Below are 18,668 nucleotides of genomic sequence, written 5' to 3'. Positions count from 1 at the left end.
CCCCGCCCGGGGCCGCCAGCGTCCCCCGGGGGGGGGGGGGGCTTTGCTTGACGGGGTTGACGTTCTGGTGGGCCACCACCTGGTGCACCGCCTCCCCGTACGGGGAGGCGCCACAGTCGTTTTGCCCAATTGCTGGAGGCTGCGTCAGGCTGCTCGCGGTACCTCCTGGATGTGCAGCGCGGTGACCGGGGCGAGCGTCTCCTTCTTGGCCTTGCGGGCCATGTCCTCGTGGGCTCTGGCCCATCGGTCGACATCCTTCGAGCGGGTCGGTTCGGCCCGCATGGCCCGAACGCCGGCGGCGAGCCACCGTTCCAGTTCCGTCTCTGACTGGACATAGCAGGCCCGGAGGAAGGCAAGGGCCTGCGGAGGATCCACAGGCAGCGTGTCCCCGGCGATGATGCGGCGGGTAGTGGTCTTGGGGAGCATCCCCGCACCCGCCATCGACTCCATCTCGCCGGCAGTCGGGTATCCGGCCCACACGTGCTGGTGACACAGCGCGCGCAGGAAACCCGCGGTGTCCCAGATCAGGGTGGGGTCAGGTGCCTTGTGGACGTAGTAGGGCGCTCGGGTGGCCCGGCGTGCCCTGACCCAGAGCTCGTGGCCGCGGGTCAGGAGCACCTCGAGTCCGAAGATGTCGTTCTCGGTGAGCGTCACGGTGATGAACTGCTGGACGGTGTCCCAGCCGGGCACAGTCGAACCGGAGGCGGCGCGCTCGAAGGTGGCCTTCGAGAACCAGCTGCCCTCGGCCTGAGACATCTGGCTGTAGGTCAGGCCGGCCGCACGCCGTCGCTCGCGCAGGTACTCCGCGAGCTCCGTGCGTGCGGCGACGGTCTGGTCCACCTCGTTCTCGGGGCGTCCCACGGCGGCCACCTCAGTCGTCCGCGCTGAAGTACGCGCGCACGGACCGGCCGATCCTGCTGCCCTGGCGGCCTCCGGTCAGCACGACGAGAACGACCGCGGCGCCGATGCCTCCAGCGCCCGCCAGGAGCAGCAGGACGTCCTGGACGGTCATCGCGGCCGGGGCCAGGAACGCGCCCGTGACGATCGACGCGACGATGACCAACGCGTGCGGCAAACCGAACCGGACGCTCATCGTGACGGTGGTGGTGTCGGCCGGTGCCGACTCGATGGCCGCGGTGCTCGCCGCGACGACGGTGGGCTTCTTGCCCATGACAAATTCCCCTCACTACCGTCCGGCGACCGTGAGATCGCCGGACGGTGCTACTCGACTCCAACCGGTAAGCCCGTGCGTGCGGTCTTCGGGAGTTGGCGCTCCCTGCGCACAGGTGGACTGCTGCGGCAAGTTTCCCAGGCGTGTAAGGGGTTCTGAGGGCGGGTCAGCCAATTGATTCACCAACGCACCAATGCAACCTCGACGAAGAAGTGGACACCTCATGTGCGTGATCGAGCGGCCGCCAGAGCGTCACGAGCCGTTGGCAGGGCGACACAGCGCAGGTCAGAGCCCTGCTCGACGCCTACCACGGCATGCCGACAACCAGTAATGCGGACAAAAAGGACACTCGGGGAAGGTATGCGCAGGTCAACGGGCCAGGCAGCAAGGCCTGCGGGGCACCACGGGGCCGGACGTTATACCGGCGGACGCCCTACCACCCCTTGCCGGTCAGGCCCGTCCGGCCCCACATGGCTGACCTGCGTTGATTCAATTTCGCGCCCGGTCGTCTCGGCATGATCACCGCGCGCCAGGCACACTCATCTCCAGAAGGCGCGCGGTCCTAGATGGCCCGCCCTCTGCCCTGATTGCTACTGGCTCCAACCGGCGCACCAGGGAAAATGGGTTCAGATGTTGGCGCATCTGCCCGCGTGAAGCCGATCGCCGGGCCCTTTCGGGCAGGCATCGGCTTCACCTGTACTCGTAGCCTTTTTCACCACACCCGCGCCATGGGTCGGCCCAGAATCCGGGCGGCGTCCCTGGTGGAGCCCTTGGGTGCTTCACCAGGAACCTGACCTGGGCGCCGGCTGATTTCGAAATTGGCCGTGTGGCGCGGGCCGTCGCCGCGTCCAGGCCGTCTCCGATGATCCCCACGGGGCCCCCTTCCTGCTGATGATCGTCTGTGCGGGCCGCTGGGTGCCGATCTCCGCCCCGGGCGACGAAGGAGGCCCGGGGTGGGAGATCGGCGCTCAGAACGGCGCGGGGGCAGCTTCCGGGGTCTCTTGTGCCTTGGCGGCGGCTACGGCTGCGTCGCGGACGGCTTCCCATTCCTGGATGACGCGGTCGCGGTCGCGCTGGGAGGCGATGCGGCAGCGGGCGCAGTACGAGTCACCGGGTGTGAATGGGTGCACTGGCGACAGCCAGCCACACCCCCGAAAGGCACCTCATGGCAGCAACTTGGTCACTCCATGGCAGTCATGATCAGAAGCCCTGGAGGGCACGGGCAGGGACAACAGCCTCCACCCGGCTGCTCACCCTCTGCCGCCCGCGCAGCCATTCACAGCTGCGCCCGGCCAGGCGCAGCGACCGGCACCGCAGTCGGAGCAGAAGCGCCACGACCGCCTGGTCGTCGGTCCGGAGTTCCGCGACGGACCAGACGAAGGCCAGCGCAGCGCCCCCCCGTTCCCCGAGACCACGCCCGCCCACCAGCCACCACCCCACCCCACAGCAGGACAGGCCAGGTAGAAGAGGGGAAGTCCGAGCACTCACCATGGAAAAACCGGGGGTTGACCTGCCGTTATGCAGAGGTCCACTCCCGGGAGGTGTCGGTCATAGTGTCGGGCATGCTCTCGGTCATACCGTCGGTCATATCGCCGGTCATGGTGTCGGGATTGTTGTCGGGCCCACGCTGGCTTCGCGGCGGCCGACGGACCCGTAGTGCGCCCCGCCCGGTGCCTGGTCGCTGCGGCGCCCATCGGGCCGCAGCAGCCCTCCACCCCTTCAAGCTCCCCTCGGGCCGTTGAGGACCCAGGAGCGCCCGGGACGGGCTGGGGCCCCAATCCCCCTCACGGCGCCTGGCAGGCCGTCAGGAGGCCGTCAGGCGCCCCTGATGGCCTGCCAGGTGCTGTGAGGGGCGGGCGGTCCTCGGCGTCCCGGGCGGGGCTCGGCAGGCGCCTGTGGGTCGGCGGCTGACGAGTGCGGGCTCCGCGGTTGCTCCGTGGTGAGTAGCGGCTGGTGCCTCTGACCTGCCGTGGTGAGTTTTTCCAGGAGAACTCACCACGGGACTCACCGCTCACTGCGGAGCTCACCGTGCGAACTCACCGCCTGGTGACGGCCATGGCGATGCAGGCCACCAGGACGGCCGCGCCGGCCACGGCGAGGGACAGCGGGCCGGTGAGCGCCGGGTGCTCGTAGGACAGGTACACCAGCGCGCCCAGCACCAGGCCGACGACGAGCGCCAGGAGCAGCAGGACCAGGGGGCGGAGATCGGACGTGGACACGAACATCACTCTTCTCTGTAGGGAGCTCGGGCTGAGCTCGGGGCCACAGTCCGCGACCCGGGCCGATGGATCGAGTTCTCGCGAGAATCCGTTCCGGCCCTCTGGAGACGGGTCCTGACGGGGCGTAGAAGCGGATTCGCGAGCGCTTGACGTACGGGTGGTGCGGGGTGGTGGCAGCACGATCGAGGAGGCGAGGGTTAGCGGTACAAGCCCTGCTCTCAGGGCGCAGCATCAGCCTCTGGACAGGCCCATTCAAGAAAAACGAGCGACGAGCATCCGGGCACGGTTTTCTTGAATCGAGCGCCTTCCGCATGTATTGAAGCCCGGCGGTTGCAGTTGCGCCCTGGGCTGGAACGGCCGCTGGGAACACGCCTCCCTTACGACTTAGTTATGGGGCGGCCGGGCGCAGATGTTAGGTTGAGGCAGCAAGATTTTTTCTGGACGGCGAGGTGCTCACTGCCGCGCTCGGCGCGCACCGACCGGGGGCTCCCTACGAGGGACGGTCCGTGCGCGAACCCGCCGTCCAGTCGTCCGCTGGGGATCCGCCGGGTGTCCGCTGAGCCCCGTCCGGCAGCCGTCCAGTGGACGGTTCCCAGCGGGTCGCCAGCGGACGTTCAGCGAATCGCCAGCGGATGTCTGTACGGGGGGCGGGCAGCGGATGGTTCCGGGCCGGCTGCGATGTGCCGGTGACACGGTTCGACGCAGTGTGGGACATCGAAGGGCTAGCGCTTGACCCGGCCGCGGATGGCGAGGGCTGCGAGGCCCAGGAGCACGGGTTCGGCCAGCCGGGAGACCATCTCGGTGTAGGTGCCGATGGTGGTGAGGTCCTGGCCGGAAGAGCGGAAGACCACCGAGTTCACGACGATCCGCAGGGACTTCTCCCCCCGATCCCAGGAAAGCCGCGAGAGCAGCGAGCCAGTTGGGTTGACCGGATCGGGCTTGTCGGTCGTCAGCGAGATGTCCTGCCCAGTCAGCCGTCCGGTGGTGGCGGGCTTCGGGTCGTCCGCCGGTAGCCCCCACAGCATCATGACCAGCACGGTGACGGCCATGGCACCGAGCAGCCAGCCCACTGCGCGCGATGCCCGCAGCCCGTACCCGGACACCGCCCAGTACACGGCTAGCAGTGCACGCTCGGCGCGGGGCCGATTGCGGTCGTGGCGGCGCATCTCCATCTCGCCGTAGTAAAAGTCCGCCGCGTCCGGCTCGTTCTTGTGGTCCTCGAAGGACTTCCGCAGATGCCGGTACACCGGGGCCAGCTGCGCCGGACCCACCACCTCCACGCCGGCCGGCGCAGCCGTCCACCCGGACCGTCCCTGTGCGGCACGCCAATGCTGTTCCTCGGCCAGCGTCCGCCGTGCGGTCCACCGCACTAGACGCAGTCCCCGGCGCCGCAGGCCCGACGGGGAGTCTGCGAGTGGGCATTCCCCTTCCAGGCGTAGCTGGTCGAGGTGAATCGTGCCGGACAGCAGGCTGGCGCTGAGGTCCAGGTTGTGGAGCACCAGGTGCGCCGCGTCTGCTCCCTGCAGGGACGCCATGCGCAGCCCCGGATCACTTCCATTCAGTTGTCCCTCTGGCACGGCTGTTCCAGAGGGATCGGTGAAGGGTGCGGTCCGAGCGGTGATGCTCAGCGGGTACTCGAACACCGCGTCGCTCAGGTCGACGGTGGCGTATCTCAATCGCAGGGCGGCTGTGGAGTCCCATCGCGTTCGCCGGCACACGAGGCGAACTGATGCCGCCTCGAGTGTCACGGGGCTGCCGAACCGTGCTCCGGTCAGGTTAATGGTTCCCTGACAGACCATGGGGCCTAGCTGCCCAGCTCTCTCGAACGTCGCCGCGTGGAAGAGGGCGTCGCCGGAGAACGTAGCGTTGCCGAACCAAGCGTGGCCGGAGAACGTGGCCCCGCCGAACCTGACGCGGTCGGAGAACGTGGCCCTGCCGAACCCGGCGCGGTCGGAGAACGTCGCGTTTCCAAACTCGGCGCGATCTGAGAATGTGGCCCCGTCGAAGCCGGCGTGGCCGGAGAACGTAGCGTTGCCGAACCCGGCGCGGCCGGAGAACGTCGCCCCGCCGAAGCCAGCGCGGCCGGAGAACGTCGCCCCGCCGAAGCCGGCGTGGCCGGTGAACGTCGCCCCGCCGAACTCTGCGCCACCGGAGAACGTCGCCCAGCCGAACCCGGCGCGGTCGGAGAACATCGCGTCGTCAAACCCAGCGTGGCCGGAGAACGTCACCTTGCGGAAATCAGCGTCGCCGGCGAACGTCGCCTCGCCGAACTCGGCGTCGCCGAACAAGGGCCGTCCGGTGGTGGGATCACTGAGCGCGTCCATGAGTTGGTTGAGCAGTCCCGTCGAGATGAAGGTGCCTCGGTGGTCGAGGCTGCTGCCTGGCGCCAGTGTCCTGAGGTAGGTGGCCCGATAGCCGCGTGTGAGGTGCGCCAGGCACGCGCCGTACGGCTCCACCTTCCGGCCCCGGCAACCGACCGGGTCGCTGGTCGGGCCCACACGGTGGGCGCAGTGCGGCCAGTCCGGCTCGGACAAGGAGGACGGGGTGCCAGTGGTCGTCATGTCCGCTGGGACGTTCTGGACCGATGCCCGGTTGCCGCGGGTGGGCAGCCACGATCGGGCCGCCCTGTTCCCTGGCCAGGCCCCCGGGGAAATCCGTCGGCATCAACTCGGGATCCGCCATGGCCTGAATCCCTAGAACCGCAGGTAGATAGATTCAGTCGGTGGTCCCAGGTGCCGGATGGGTGGGGAGATCCACAGAGCAGGTGTGGGGCCACCCCCGAGCAGAGGGTGGCCGTTTTCAACGAGCCCCATCAGGGCGAGCAGCGGTGGAATGCGGCTCGGTACTGCGGAGTGGCGTGTGGGAGAGTTGCAGGGCCCGGAGCGGGGGGGCTGGTCTCTGGCACCCGGCGACGGAACTCACGCTCCGGGCAGCTGGCGGTCTCCGCCTTACCGACCACCTGTGCGTCCTGCGGCAGATCCGACACCAGTGGGCAGGGTGCCGTGGTGAGTTGCCCGCACGCGTCTGACCTGCGGTGGTGAGTAGCCGACCGGGAATCACCACGGCCACCGGCTCGACTCACCACGGCGGCGTCGCACTCACCACTGCGGCGCGGACTCACCGCGAAAACTCGCCATGGCTGGTCGGAGTCCTGCCGGGTCAGTTGACGACCTGGACCTCGTGGACAGCCGCGGTGAACGCCGTCTGCCGGGTCTCGGTGAACGTCCCACCGTCGCCCAGGGCAGAAGCGGTCCAGGTGATGGTCCAGGTCGCGGTCGCGGCGCCCTTGTAGCGGCCGCCGGGCCGCTGGGGCGACGGCATCTCGTACAGGTGCGCGCAGTCCGGGGACGGCGTCTGCCCCTGCGACTTGGTGTACGGGGTGCCGGGGCCGTGGAAGGTGACGGTCGTGCCGTCACCCATCGCCTACCGCACCCTCGTCACCTTCGCGGTGGCGGTCACCGTGACGCCACCGGCCGTAGCCGAGGCGGTCGCCGGCTCCCAACGTCGACGTCAACGGTCCACATTCACATCCCCACCACATACGTCCCGGCCGCACGAGGGCTGGCGACCTCCGGGCCCTCCAGGCGCATCGAAGCCGCCGCCCGCCGCGCCACGAACTCCGGGTCGATGGTCGCGGTGCGGCCAGGCCGTCCTGACCCTTCAGGACGATGACCACGCCACCGCGTCCGCTGTCGCACTGGACCTTGTAAACCCCGCCGTCGCCCTTACACGCCGTGCGTCCGATCCGGAAGCTTCCAGGCGTGCAGCGCTCATTCCGATGGCAGGTGCCGGGGGTCTTCAGCTAGCACTGTCGCCGTAGTTCACTTCTATCACTTTCCCCGTTTCTGCATGGATCACAACAGAGGCAACTTGCTGCACCGGCACTTCTTCCTCGCTCGCCTCTGCTGGAGGCAGTGAGAAATTAACCGCCCACCGAGTTTCCCATTCCCCCCGCTTATTCTTTTGTACTAGTATTTCCGAGCTATCATACTTACCATTGGGGACATTACCCTCAGCAATCTTCTGTGCCTGGGCGGCGGTGATCTTATGAGCCGGAGGTGCGCTCGGCCCTTTCTCGTTACGGCCCGTAAAGGCAGATATGCGGCCGTTAGGTTCGACGACCACGTCCATTCTCATCGGCATGAGGACGCCCTCCACCCGCTGGCGCCATCCAACGGTCTTCTGCCCAGTTCCCTCGACCGTAGGGTCGACCATAGGCTTGCTTGCTTCGAGCGCCCAAGGGAACCTTGACTCCACAAATGACGCAGCTTGTCGAGTTGCTTCATCATCTGTTTTAACCTGGCGATTCTGCACCCCAGGAAGTGATTTGGAAAGAGTTGATCCGGTAACGAAGTCTTCGGTGGTCGTAAAGTTCACGAATCCATCTTCGAGGGTGACAAGAATTTGATCGGTTTGCCCGCCCTCTCCCTTCATGTACTGAATACTGGAGATCTTCGCTTGGTTCCCGTAGATCTTTTTTACCATCTTCTTCGCTTGGTCCTCCTGGCCAGAGCTCGCCCGTGTCAGTTCAGACACTTCAGTGAGTACCGGAGTGATGCTCATAGACCCGATCACGAGGACCAGAATCGCCCCCCCGAGGATTATATTTGCGGCACGGGAAAAATCCTGCTTGCTCAGAGTCTTCGCTTCCGTGCTGCCCTTGACTTCCTTTCTCCGGTGCACGAGGACAGCTGCTGCCGCACCCAGCACGGAACCCAGGCTGTTGGCTACAAGATCTTCGGACGTACATGAGCGCCCCACGTGCGGTACGAGCGCTTGCGTGAGCTCGGTGCCCGCAGAAAGCAGGATGCAACAGGAGGTCAGAACTGCTGGCCGCCGGAACAGGGCGACAGCCAAAAATGTGAGCGGAACGTACATGGCGACGTTCATCAAACCCTGCTGGGTCAGCAGGGGAGTGATGGGATCCCGGTTCACCCAGCACGTACCTGACGCGTCTGCCGACGCGTGGCTCGGATAAAGCGTCGCCACTAGCTCACCAGCCGCGGCCACACCGAGCAGCACTGCCAGCGGTCTCGACAAACCGCGTTTACGCGCAACGAAGAACATCAATGCGCCCAAAACAGCGCTGGAGACCAGAAAGGCGGGAACCAGCCACACGTTCCCTCGAAGGATGGCGCTAATCACGTGAACCTCGGCAGATGGAAAAAATTGGAGATCTGAAAACAGCCTGTGGGCCGCCCCCAGAGGGGCGGCCCACATCGGCCCACAGGGCTCGGGCAATCAGCAGCCAGTGACCGGCGGCGTCTGGAAGGTCTGCTGCCCCGTTACCTGCATCATGCCGACCGCAGACTTACAGGTGCTCTGCACGTAGGCGTTGGTCCAGGTCGAACGCTTCGTCGTACCGGAGGACTGGTTGAAGTAGCCCGCCCAGTGGTTCGTCCCGGAGTAGCTGTAGCCAAATCTGGCATTGATCGCCGACCCCGAATCCTTCCGGTACGAAACCACAACGTTCAGCCGGTTGTCGGCTGTCGCAGCGGAGGACAGGAATATGGTCAGCTCTCCACTGCTGAGCTCGGTACACGAGGTGACGGACCCGCAGTTTCCAGCAGCCACGGCCGGCGAGGCACCCACGCCCAGCGCAAGCACGCCTGTCATCGCCACGGTTGCAGCCATCTTCTTCACGATTTCCCCATTCACTTAAGAAGATCATCACTTACTAGCACTGCGAAGTTACATCGTCATTCAAGGTTGCGCGAGGGTCCCCAAAGAAGGGAAATTGCTTCGTACCGCATTTAGTACTTGTGGAAGTACAAAGATGCGCTCACGACGCAAGTACGCCTCGGGAACCGAGCAGATCCCGCCCGTACCCCAAGAGCAGAGGTGAAGGCCAAGGCGACCGCGATGGCACGCTGGGGTGCCATGCGATACACAGAGATGCCAGTGGTGCCTTGCTTCGATCGAACCACCGGAGGATGCCGACGCTCGGCATCCTCCGCATTGACATGCAGGAGGGGCTGGGTCGCCACTCCCATCGCACCCTGCACGCGGCATGAGGAAAATGGAGATGAAAGGAGGGTTCTTGCCACCCACATACATCCCATCCTTCTCAAAACGCTCAACACGAACAGAACCGCCAACAGGCACGACTCCTAGAGGTGAGCGCAGTCCGTCACGACCAGCGCGCACATTACGGGGCGGTCGGTCTGTTTAGCAATACGGACGAGCACGGAAGTACTCCAACGTACCTAATGCCCGATTTACGCCATTAGAGAGTTCACGCAACAACATGACCGATAAAAACCATAAAGAACCAGCCCAACGGGCACTGCAGAAGCGGTCAGTGGAGACCCGAAGTCGAATCATTCACGCTGCAGCGGAGATTTTCGACGAAAAGGGATATGCCGCCGCTTCGATCAGCATGATCCTGGACCGTGCGCAGCTCACCAAAGGCGCCCTTTATCACCATTTCAACACGAAAGATCAGATCGCTGAGGCCTTGCTGGCAGTGCAGGTGCCGATGAGCAGGATCAGGCCTCAGGAGTCGAAATGGCAGGAGGTGATCGATACCTCGTTCGCCTACGCCCGTCTCCTGCAGACTCACCCGGAGGCCAGGGCCGGAGTCCGGCTGTCCATCGATGGAGGCGTACCGCCTGACCTGGATGTTTACGGCCCTACGCGCCAATGGATCGAGTTGGTGACCTACCTGATGACACAGGTGGACTCGATGGGTCATCTGTCTGCCGACTGGACACCACGTTCGGCCGCCGAGCTGCTTCAGTCCACATTCGTAGGGGCACAAATGACTTCTTTGCAGATCACTGGTCCTCTTCGCAGTGATTTGCACGAACGGATCGAAAGTATGTGGAAGGGGCTGCTTCCCGGCATGGCGACGATGAGTGCGCTGAAAAAGGGCCTGGACTATGAAGCGGACCGCTGGAACCGCATCCGCTGGGAGGGTCCATCCGCAGGTTGAGCGCTCCCCGCCGGCAGCTGAGGTGTTTCACGGCACTGTGCGGGGACGCAGGCGCCCTGGCTCTTATCGGGAACCCTCACGTCCCGCTGTGGTAAAACAGTCCGTGCTCCCGGTTTTGTGTAGGGGCTCGAGGAGCGTACGCACCACATGGCAGAGGGGGCACGGCAAGCGCAGACGACTGTCCTTGCGCCAGCGCAGCCCTGTCCGCCGGCACGGCCGGGCAACAGGGCTGCCAGGTTCCTGTGCGGCTCGGGGGTGTGCACCATCAAACCCCGCGCTCAACAGGGGCCGCGCGCTCCCCACCACATACACGCCACGCTCATCCGTACTCCACACACGCATCAGGAGTGAGAAGCCATGATCTCGAACGCTGAAGTAGCTGAAGCGGTCGACTCCAACCTCCTCGCCTCCGGGATAGACGACCTGCTTTCAGGCAAGCCGCTGGACGGCGCGCTGGCCATGAACCGGCCCATATCCCCCGATCGCATCTACTTCACAGAAATTGTGAACAAAGTCGAATCGCAACTCGGGCCTCCCGACCTGTATGCCGGAGGAGCCGCAGGACTCCTCGTCCGCTGGCAACACGGGCCAAATACGCTCACGGTGACCCAGGAGCAGCGAGTGACGATGTCACTCCGGTCGTCGGCATCTCACATCGCTGCCGAAGCCGCTGCCTTCCGCAGCGGAGTGGGGACGAGACCCGACCAGGTGCCCAGCTACCTCGAGCTGCCCTACCTGTGGCGGGTTGTTCGGCAAGGGTCTGCACTGGAGCAACCCGGTGTTCTGCCCACGAGCGACTGGAACCAGCTTCGACAGTCGCTGCGGTGCTTGTTGGAGGCCTGGGTTGACCAGACCAGCCTCCTGTACGAAGCGGGCTGGTGCGACGAAGTTGCGTTCGACGTGAGCGAGCAGGTGAGCGGGGAACGTGTCCTGGGCCTCCTGCAGAGCGCAGAGGAAGGGCTTGCTCTCTTCCTTCACGACGATCGGACAACGACTGCCGAGCCTGAGCCGGACGACGTGGTAGCCCGCGGATGGCAGCACAGGGTCCATCAGCTCCGAGCATGGATTGCTTCCTTCGATCCCGGCCCGGACACAGCTGAAACCGCAGCAGGCATCATCGTCCGTGAGCTGCGCCTTCGTGGAGCTGCAACTCCGTTGAGTGTCTCCTTGACTGCCCTGAGCAGCAACGGTGAGAGCCGGCTGCAGTTGCCTGGCGTTCCGCTGAAGAGTTGACCCTTTATTCGCTGGGTCTGCGGGGCGGCCATTGCAGACGTCCCGTCCTGGCGCGCCGAGGCCCCCGGGGGACAAGCTTCAGCGAGGCCGACCAGCGGTGGGGCGTCGGTAACGGGAGCTGGAACAGGAGCGGCTGGCTTCGGCTGGCCGAGCCAGCCGAAGCCAAGATCTCACCCACGAGCAAGCACCAGTGTGCGCGTCCGGCTCGATGGCTGTTCACAGCCAAAGGCTCGCCCTCGGCATCCAGAGAACTGGCACTACTCGTTCATCGTCCTGCCTGGCAGGTACTGGCCTGGAGCGTGCTCAGCGCCTCGGCCGCAGCGTCAGGACGCGGCAGCAGTTGCCCTGCTCTGCTTGAGGAGACGATCAGCACGGTCTGGAGAGGTGTCCAGGCGCGACAGCACGCCGGGCACTGCGATGTTGGGCAGGACCATCTCGAAGAGGCCCGAAATCTCGCGGACGAGGTGAAGAGGCTCGGCGCTCGACTCCCCCACTACCTGGACCCCTGTCCAGGACCCGACCAGCAGACGTGAAACGGCAACCGGGTCGACGGTTGGAAGCAACTCGCCTCGCGCCTTCGCCTCGGTGAGAAGATCGGCTCCATAGGCGATCCAGTCCGGCCAGCGAGTGCCGAAGAGGTTGCGCGCCCGGACGTCGACCGACAGTCGTATCGAGGCGCTGAGCAGGGGTTCTGTCGGGAGTCGATAGGCCAGCAGGAGGGCCGTGTCCACCCATTCCTGCAGCTTGAAGGTTTGCGGGGTGACCCCGTCCGCGGTCACCGCCTCATCGAGGACCCCCCGTGCCAGCTCTTCCTTCGACTTGAAATGGAAGTAGAGCGCGCCCCGCGTGTGCCCGGCTCGCTCAAGGATCGCGGAAATCGTGGCGGCGTCGTAACCGTGCTCATCGAAGACTTCGGCAGCCGCTTCGAGGAATACCCGGCGTGTGCGGATCGCCCGCTGCTGCTGTACCAACTTGCGCTCCCCCTGACCTCGCCCAACGGCCATCATAAAAAAAGATCGGTGCACCGTTACCGTATCAGCGCGCTGAAGCCGAACTTGAGCCACGCCCGCAGTGACCTGGCCCGAAGTACCCGCTATCCCACCGGGTCAGCATGTGGACACGGTCGGCAGTTCCCAACGAGTTCGTCCACCTCAGGCGCACAGAGGCAGTTCTGATCGCCCACCGCACCGACGTGCCTCTGGCAGTGGTGGTGACCGTGATGCCGCCGGCCGTGGCCGAGGCGGTCGCCAACGGCGTAGCCCTCTCCGGCCGGAGGGCCGCTGGTAGCTCGCTCCTGATACGGATGCGGCATTTTCAGGAGCGTGGCCTGCCGATGCCCTTGGGCCAGGAAATGCCTCCACGGGCCTTGACCCCGAATCCTGAACACGGGTTATGCGGCTTGTGTGAGCGTAGTTGATGTGCGGTGGAGGGCGTTCTCAAAGGCGATCGGTGATCGTTGTCCGAGGCGGGAGTGTCGGCGTCGGGTGTTGTAGCGGTGGAGCCATCGGAAGGCGTCGAGTCGGGCCTCGCACTCGATCGGCCAGCTCTTTCGTCCTTGCAGGGTCTCGCGTTTGAAGGTCGCATTGAAGGACTCGGCGAGCGCGTTGTCCGCGCTGGACCCGACCGCGCTCATGCTCCGCCGAACCCCTGCTGACCTGCAGGCTTCGACGAAAATCCTGGTGTACTGACCGGATTCAACCAGTCGTTGCAACACCAGCTTGTTGAATCAACTGTAGCTGCATGTTGAACGCCTCCGCGGGTGTCTTCCAACCGAGCGTCTTGCGGGGTCTGCTGTTGATAGCGTGAGCAACGGCCTCGACTTCCTCGGGGGACCATCTCGAGAGATCGGTGCCTTTCGAGAAGTACTGGCGCAGGAGCCCGTTGGTGTTCTCGTTCGTGCCACGCTGCCATGGACTATGCGGATCGGCGAAGAACACCGGAATGCCCGTCTCGACTCTGAATTGCGCATGGGCCGACATTTCCTTGCCGCGATCCCAGGTCAGCGACCGTGCCAGTTGTTCGGGCAGCGTCGACATCATATTGGCCAGGGCGGTCTTCATCGTGATCGTGAGCAATGCTCAGGACTTGTGGATCAGCACCTCTGGAGGGCGCGCGAAGGGCGTACCTTCCCGAGTGAGTGATCGTCAAGTCACCGAGTAGGCCCGCGCTGCGAACGCGGGTAGGGAAGGCACGCCCGTGCTCAGCGTAGTCAACGAAGAAGGCACCACCGAGGCCGGTTCCCTGATCGACGAGATCGTCCGCGAGGGTGCTCGGCGGATGCTGGCCGCCGCCCTGGAGGCGGAGGTGGACCAGTACATAGCCGAGCTCGCCGGGCAGCGTGACGACGCCGGTCGCCGACTGGTGGTCCGCAACGGCCGGCACCGGCCGCGGACCGTGACCACGGCTGCTGGGCCGGTCGAGGTGGCCGCCCCACGGGTGAACGACAGGCGGGTCGACGAGACGACGGGTGAACGTCAGCGGTTCTCCTCGAAGATCCTGGCGCCGTGGTGCAGGAAGTCCCCGAAGATCAGCGAGGTGCTGCCGCTGCTCTATCTCCACGGCCTGTCCTCGGGCGACTTCGTGCCCGCGATGGAACAGTTCCTGGGCTCCTCGGCCGGGCTGTCGCCGGCCACGGTGACCCGGCTGACGCAGCAGTGGACCGCCGACCACGCCGAGTTCCAGCGCCGTGACCTGGCCGGATCCGACTACGTCTACGTCTGGGCCGACGGCGTCCATCCCAAGATCCGCTTGTCCCAGACGCACTCCTGCCTCCTGGTCCTGATGGGCGTCCGCGTCGCCGGCACCAAGGAACTCATCGCGATCACCGAGGGTCTGCGCGAGTCCACCGAGTCCTGGGCGGACCTGCTGCGCGACTGTCAGCGGCGCGGGATGCGCGACCCGATGCTCGTGGTCGGCGACGGTGCGATGGGCCTGTGGAGGGCGCTGGCGGAGGTGTTTCCGCAGGCCAAGCATCAGAGGTGTTGGGTTCACAAAACAAGGAACGTCTCGAACGCGCTGCCGAAGTCCGCGCAGCCCGGCGCGAAGAAGGCTCTGCAGGAGATCTACAACGCCGAGGACCGTGCGCACGCCGAGAAGGCGGTCTCCGCGTTCGAGAAGGCGTACGGAGCGAAGTTCCCCAAGGCCGTCAAGAAGATCACCGGCGAGGTCGACGAACTGCTGGCCTTCTACGACTTCCCCGCCGAGCACTGGGTCCATCTCAGGACAACGAATCCGATCGAGTCGACCTTCTCCACCGTGAAGCTTCGGACCAAGGTCACCCGCGGCGCCGGCAGCCCGGCCGCGGCCCTCGCGATGGTCTTCAAACTCGTTGAGTCCGCCCAGGCCCGCTGGCGAGCGGTCACCGCACCGCACCTCGTCGCCCTCGTCCGAGCCGGCGCCCGCTTCGAGAACGGCCTCCTCGTCGAACGAGACGAGACCTTCGCAGCGTGATCCACCTCAACTGAGGGCCACCGACGAAATGCGCTGACCTGCGGTGATGGCTCCGGTCACGTATGTGGGATCCCGAGCTCGTCGTGGGGCGGCCACGAGGGCCGTTGTCAGAGGCGATTGGCAAGATTGCGGCCATGAATGTCACTCCTGTCACTCCGCCACGACCGATCGACGCTGCCGCGGTCTTTCCCCAACTGGCCCCGTTGGCCCGCACAGCGACCCGCCTGCACCCCCGCCCTGGGGCGCCGACATGGCACGGCAGCTCGATCGGCGGGCCGCTGCTGTGGCCCGCTGAGGAGCCGTGGCCGCACTGCGAGGAACCGCATGTGGTGGACGGCATCAACCAAGCCCAGTCCCCGGCGGATCTGCGGCTGGAACGACGGATCTTCGCAGCCTCGCACGGCCGGGACCTGACCCCGGAGGAACGGGAGACTCTCGAGCGGATCCGACCCCCTCGGACGTATCCGGTAAGGCTGGCGGTCCAGGCGTACGACGGCCCCAAAGCGATGCTGCCCGTCGCGCAGCTGTACTCAAGGGATGTGCCCGATCTGAGCCCGCCGGAGGGCAAGGACCTGCTGCAGGTTCTGTGGTGCCCCTTCGATCATCCGATCATGCCCAGGACCCTGCTCTTCTGGCGTTCCGCAGCCGCCGTCACCGACATCCTCGACACCCCCCTGAACCGCCCGCAGTGCAGTTCGACGGCTATCTACCGGAACCGTGCGTGCTCGAACCGGAGCAGATCACCGAGTACCCCGACCATCTGGAGCTGAGCGAAGAACTGCGGGCGCAGCTCAAGCAATGGAGTGTGCCGCAGGCAGCAGAGGAAGACATGGACCCGGACACGTACTACGACTGCGTGTTGTCCAACGCACCCGGCTGGAAGGTCGGCGGCTGGCCCGCTTGGAACTCCACCGACCCAAGCACGCAGCGCTGCTCCGAGTGCGGGACCCGCATGGAGGTTCTGATGACCGTCGCCACGTTCGAGGAAGGGGACGACGCTGCGAACAGCTGGTCTCCGCACCCCCACCCAGGTGCTGGACCGTACCCCGGCCACCGCGGCTACAACGCGACCGGCGTCCAGATAGGTAGCGGCTACCGGCAGCACCTGTTCGTCTGCCCTGCGGAGCCCGAGCATCCGCACATCGAGTTGATGACGTAGCCCGTCCGCAGTGTGCAGCCGGGGCGGCACGGTGCGGGCATGCCGTGACGCCGGGTGGCCGCGAGGCTCAGGGTTCCGGACAACCGACGGCTTTCGTTGACCTGCAGGAACGTGACCTCCGACGCGTGAAGTTCCCGCGCAGGCGGGCCAGCATTCCCTTCCACGAGGGTCGGTAGGGCACGAACGTAGGCACATCCTGACGGTGCCCGACCGGCCCCTGCCTGCGTTTCGTCAATTTCGTCGGTACGTCACTGATCCACAGGTCTTGACAATTACTCCGCTCCCCTGCTCGGCGAGCCAGCGCAGCGCCAGCCAGGGGGTCCGTCGTGATGAGTGGCCAACCGGGAAACTCACCACGTGCGCGCCGCAGTCACCACCGCAGGTCAGCGGTGCTGACTGCGCAAACTGCGCAGTCGGGGACCGGCCGTGCCGCCCGGCAGACGCTGCGGTGTTCGTGTACGAGAGTGTCGGGGCCCGTTGTCGGCTGACTCCCAGCAACGTGGGGTCAGCCAGTCGCGTTCGAGCAGTCGACCCAGGCGACGAGGTCGGTACTGAAGCCGGGATCGTTCACGTGGACGACGCCGAACCGGATCTGCTGCCCCTGGGACAAGGGCTTGAGGCAGTCGATCGGGCTGCTGTCGTGCCAGGTGCCTTCGGTGTCCTTCCACGGCACCGCGCCGAGTCCGAAGCTTTTCCCCGGCTGGCGACCGTCGAGGGAGACCCCGAACTTGTCTCCGTTGACCCCGACCGCCGAGACCGTGCCCTGGAGCACCTGCGGGGTCGCGGCATCCGTCGGCAGCGTGAGGCCAATCCCGAGTCCAACACCGGCAACCACCAAGCCCACGAGGGCCAGCAACGCCGGCCTCGACTTGATCTCACGTATGTCCATCCGCGCAACATACGTCGATCCCGTCACCGCCGTGCCTGGTCGGCATAACTGGCCTGGCCAGACGTGGCGCTGACCTGGCGTGGTGAGTGGGGGCCGGGAAACTCACCACGGTCTCGGGGCCTACTCACCACGGCGGCGTGGACTCACCACACTCACGCCGGAAACTCACCACCGCAGGTCAGCGGCTGATTGCGCAGTCGGGGCCGACTGCCCGCTCCTGGGCAGCTCTCACGCCGGGAGCGGATGTCTGCGGGCAGGCCTCAGTTGGCACAGTGACGAGAGCCCAGATCATCGGCGTATACAATATGTAATTATCAAATTACGCTCAGGTAATGCTCATTTTCCTGTCCCTTCGCAGGCCTATGTGAAAGAAATGTGCACAGCCGCCCCATCGGGGGGGGCGGCATGGGGGGGGAAGGATGCCTTGTGGGCATCATCAAAAGCAGCGCCGTAGGTTCCGTAGTCGCGTTCACGGTCATGTCGGGGCTCATGGCGGCACCGGCCTACGCGGATGAGACGCCGGCTGCCACTTCGACCGAGGAGCCGGTGGAGGTCAACACCGCTCCGCCGCAGGAACCTGAGGAGACAGGCCTGCTCGAAGAGTCGGAGCTCGAGCCTGAGCCCGAAGTCACGACCAGACCGGAAAAGCCGCCGTTCGACACGCCGGACGCCGAGTACTGCTCACCGCGGAACGTCTACGTTCCCAAGACCAAGGGGGGCACCTACCACAAGGGAGTCGGGCCCACTAACTCCAACTACAACGGCACTTCCCGTGTGGCCCGATCGACCTTCGTCTCCGATGTCACAGGAGAGGTCGGAGTAAGCGTTACTGCGGGCCTGTCAGGCAGCGTATCGGCAATGATCGCGGAGATCGAAGGCAAATACGAAGTCAACCTGACAGCCAAGCTGACCGCGAAGCTCGGCAACTCCATCGCCGTTGACACGCCGCCGAAGAAGACGACCAACGCCAAGTACGGCGTCTATCGCCTGAAGAACACCGGCACCAGCTACAAGATCTACAGCAACTGCCAGACATCGACGAAGAAGACCATCACCAGCTACACCCCGCTGAAGGTCGGCTGGTACCTGTGGGAAAGCTGATCCCCTCCATCCCGCGGTGCTCGCACCGCGCTCTGGCTGTGTTGAGCGTCGCGTCCGCTCTGGTCGTGACCGGCTGCACCGAAGGAGACGAATCCCCTTCGAAGCAGCCGGCACCGTCGCGGACCGCCGAGTCCGCGGCGCCAACCGGCAGGGCTGAGCACATCGAGGGCGAGACGGTCAGTACGGCTCCGAAGCAGGTCAACGACGGACAGGTGCTGCTTTCCGTCGCTTCCAAGCGTGGCAACGCTGAACTCCCGCTGACCAGGGAAATCGGCGCTGGCCTCCTGGCTGTCCAAGTCAACTGCCTGGGCAAGGGAACCCTCGAAGTAGCCATCGAGCCGGTAGGCCTCACCTTCCCGCTGGAGTGCGTGAACACCGAAGTGAGCAGCACCTACAACGAGATAAGGCTCAAGAGAGCCCGCAGCGAAGGAACCATCCGGGTGACGGCGCCCTCCGGTGTCCGCTGGGCTCTGACCGCGGAGCAGTAGCCGCAACCCACATGCCCTCCACAG

17 protein-coding genes and 2 pseudogenes are annotated in these 18,668 nt (G+C 65.5%); 7 read left to right on the top strand and 12 right to left on the bottom strand.

Annotated features, from left to right (window positions below; translation table 11 throughout):
* Window positions 1-144 precede the first annotated feature (144 nt).
* From ACWCQM_RS37305 to ACWCQM_RS37270, 8 genes are all read right to left on the bottom strand, one after another.
* Window positions 145-861, bottom strand: a complete 717-nt coding sequence (locus tag ACWCQM_RS37305; protein WP_450919522.1) for a helix-turn-helix domain-containing protein — start codon at window positions 859-861, stop codon at window positions 145-147.
* A gap of 10 nt (window positions 862-871) precedes the next feature.
* Window positions 872-1,171, bottom strand: coding sequence for a hypothetical protein (locus ACWCQM_RS37300; RefSeq protein ID WP_450919521.1), 300 nt, complete (start codon window positions 1,169-1,171; stop codon window positions 872-874).
* Between the two features lie 968 nt (window positions 1,172-2,139).
* Window positions 2,140-2,301, bottom strand: coding sequence for a hypothetical protein (locus ACWCQM_RS37295; RefSeq protein WP_450919520.1), 162 nt, complete (start codon window positions 2,299-2,301; stop codon window positions 2,140-2,142).
* A gap of 906 nt (window positions 2,302-3,207) precedes the next feature.
* Window positions 3,208-3,396 (bottom strand): hypothetical protein, encoded by a 189-nt coding sequence (locus tag ACWCQM_RS37290; protein ID WP_450919519.1) that lies wholly within the window; start codon window positions 3,394-3,396, stop codon window positions 3,208-3,210.
* 716 nt (window positions 3,397-4,112) lie between these two features.
* Entirely contained in the window at window positions 4,113-5,846 is a 1,734-nt protein-coding gene (locus ACWCQM_RS37285; protein WP_450919518.1) for a pentapeptide repeat-containing protein, read from the bottom strand.
* 703 nt (window positions 5,847-6,549) lie between these two features.
* Window positions 6,550-6,810: a hypothetical protein gene (locus ACWCQM_RS37280; protein WP_450919517.1), complete on the bottom strand. Its 261-nt coding sequence runs from the start codon at window positions 6,808-6,810 to the stop codon at window positions 6,550-6,552.
* Between the two features lie 378 nt (window positions 6,811-7,188).
* Window positions 7,189-8,457: a VanZ family protein gene (locus tag ACWCQM_RS37275; protein WP_450919516.1), complete on the bottom strand. Its 1,269-nt coding sequence runs from the start codon at window positions 8,455-8,457 to the stop codon at window positions 7,189-7,191.
* A 174-nt stretch (window positions 8,458-8,631) separates the two neighbouring features.
* Entirely contained in the window at window positions 8,632-9,033 is a 402-nt protein-coding gene (locus tag ACWCQM_RS37270; RefSeq protein ID WP_450919515.1) for a hypothetical protein, read from the bottom strand.
* Between the two features lie 604 nt (window positions 9,034-9,637).
* Between ACWCQM_RS37270 and ACWCQM_RS37265 the strand changes: the two genes are divergently transcribed.
* Both ACWCQM_RS37265 and ACWCQM_RS37260 read left to right on the top strand, forming a co-directional pair.
* A complete protein-coding gene (locus tag ACWCQM_RS37265) occupies window positions 9,638-10,324 on the top strand; it encodes a ScbR family autoregulator-binding transcription factor (protein WP_450919514.1) in 687 nt (228 codons plus the stop codon).
* A gap of 357 nt (window positions 10,325-10,681) precedes the next feature.
* Window positions 10,682-11,557, top strand: a complete 876-nt coding sequence (locus tag ACWCQM_RS37260) for a hypothetical protein (protein WP_450919513.1) — start codon at window positions 10,682-10,684, stop codon at window positions 11,555-11,557.
* Between the two features lie 323 nt (window positions 11,558-11,880).
* Here the strand turns inward: ACWCQM_RS37260 and ACWCQM_RS37255 are convergent, their stop codons facing one another.
* The 3 genes and pseudogenes from ACWCQM_RS37255 to ACWCQM_RS37245 form a co-directional block, all read right to left on the bottom strand.
* On the bottom strand, window positions 11,881-12,528 hold the full coding sequence (locus ACWCQM_RS37255) for a ScbR family autoregulator-binding transcription factor (protein ID WP_450919512.1): 648 nt from the start codon (window positions 12,526-12,528) through the stop codon (window positions 11,881-11,883).
* A 419-nt stretch (window positions 12,529-12,947) separates the two neighbouring features.
* Window positions 12,948-13,229, bottom strand: a pseudogene (locus ACWCQM_RS37250) (integrase core domain-containing protein); the annotation flags it as partial.
* Between the two features lie 22 nt (window positions 13,230-13,251).
* Window positions 13,252-13,623 (bottom strand): annotated as a pseudogene (locus tag ACWCQM_RS37245) (IS30 family transposase); the annotation flags it as partial.
* A gap of 130 nt (window positions 13,624-13,753) precedes the next feature.
* Between ACWCQM_RS37245 and ACWCQM_RS37240 the strand changes: the two are divergent.
* The 3 genes from ACWCQM_RS37240 (at window position 13,754) to ACWCQM_RS37230 (ending at window position 16,166) form a co-directional block, all read left to right on the top strand.
* The gene (locus tag ACWCQM_RS37240; protein ID WP_450919511.1) at window positions 13,754-15,007 is read left to right on the top strand and encodes an IS256 family transposase; all 1,254 of its coding nucleotides are present in this window, start codon (window positions 13,754-13,756) and stop codon (window positions 15,005-15,007) included.
* A gap of 134 nt (window positions 15,008-15,141) precedes the next feature.
* Complete coding sequence (locus tag ACWCQM_RS37235) at window positions 15,142-15,777, top strand: hypothetical protein (protein ID WP_450919510.1); 636 nt, start codon at window positions 15,142-15,144, stop codon at window positions 15,775-15,777.
* Window positions 15,729-16,166, top strand: coding sequence for a hypothetical protein (locus ACWCQM_RS37230; protein ID WP_450919509.1), 438 nt, complete (start codon window positions 15,729-15,731; stop codon window positions 16,164-16,166). Before ACWCQM_RS37235 ends, ACWCQM_RS37230 begins: the two co-directional genes overlap by 49 nt.
* A 505-nt stretch (window positions 16,167-16,671) precedes the next feature.
* Here the strand turns inward: ACWCQM_RS37230 and ACWCQM_RS37225 are convergent.
* On the bottom strand, window positions 16,672-17,055 hold the full coding sequence (locus ACWCQM_RS37225; RefSeq protein WP_450919508.1) for a hypothetical protein: 384 nt from the start codon (window positions 17,053-17,055) through the stop codon (window positions 16,672-16,674).
* 426 nt (window positions 17,056-17,481) lie between these two features.
* Here ACWCQM_RS37225 and ACWCQM_RS37220 point away from each other — a divergent pair, with 426 nt between their 5' ends.
* Both ACWCQM_RS37220 and ACWCQM_RS37215 read left to right on the top strand, forming a co-directional pair.
* Window positions 17,482-18,156, top strand: a complete 675-nt coding sequence (locus ACWCQM_RS37220; RefSeq protein ID WP_450919507.1) for a hypothetical protein — start codon at window positions 17,482-17,484, stop codon at window positions 18,154-18,156.
* A 65-nt stretch (window positions 18,157-18,221) separates the two neighbouring features.
* On the top strand, window positions 18,222-18,644 hold the full coding sequence (locus ACWCQM_RS37215) for a hypothetical protein (RefSeq protein WP_450919506.1): 423 nt from the start codon (window positions 18,222-18,224) through the stop codon (window positions 18,642-18,644).
* Window positions 18,645-18,668: the final 24 nt, after the last annotated feature.

The organism is Streptomyces sp. NPDC002125, assembly GCF_053593715.1.
Note: the sequence above shows the minus strand (reverse complement) of the source record. Positions and strands in the feature narration are given on the sequence as shown.